Origin of the sequence: Actinoplanes sp. DH11 (assembly GCF_020873875.1) — a bacterium.
Taxonomy (GTDB): Bacteria; Actinomycetota; Actinomycetes; order Mycobacteriales; family Micromonosporaceae; genus Actinoplanes.
Window position 1 is genome coordinate 1 of sequence record NZ_JAHWGU010000194.1, and the last position, 375, is coordinate 375.

At 69.6% G+C, this 375-nt stretch carries 1 pseudogene; it reads right to left on the reverse strand.

From position 1 onward, the window contains the following. A pseudogene (locus LPA41_RS41395) lies at positions 1 to 375 on the reverse strand (hypothetical protein); the annotation flags it as partial.

Sequence of the window (375 nt, forward strand, 5' to 3'; positions counted from 1 at the left end):
AGTAGCGCTGGTGTTGGAAGGCGTAGGTGGGCAGTTCGATACGCCGGGCACCGGGGAACACCTTCGCCCAGTCCGGGCCGGCCACCGCCAGCGCCTTGACCAACGAGTCCGGCTCGTCACGGCCCTTGCGGATCGTGGGCAGACACACCCCGTCGACGTGCGTCGCGAGCGCACCGGACGGGCCCACCTCGATGAACCGGGTCACCCCAGCGGCGCGCATCGCGGCCAGGCCGTCGGCGAACCGGACCGGCTGGCGGACCTGCCGCACCCAGTACTCCGGGTCCATCACCTCGACACCGACCGGCTCACCGGTCACATTCGAGATCCAGCCCAACGACGGCATCTCGAAATCGATGCCTTCCAGGACGGCGGCGA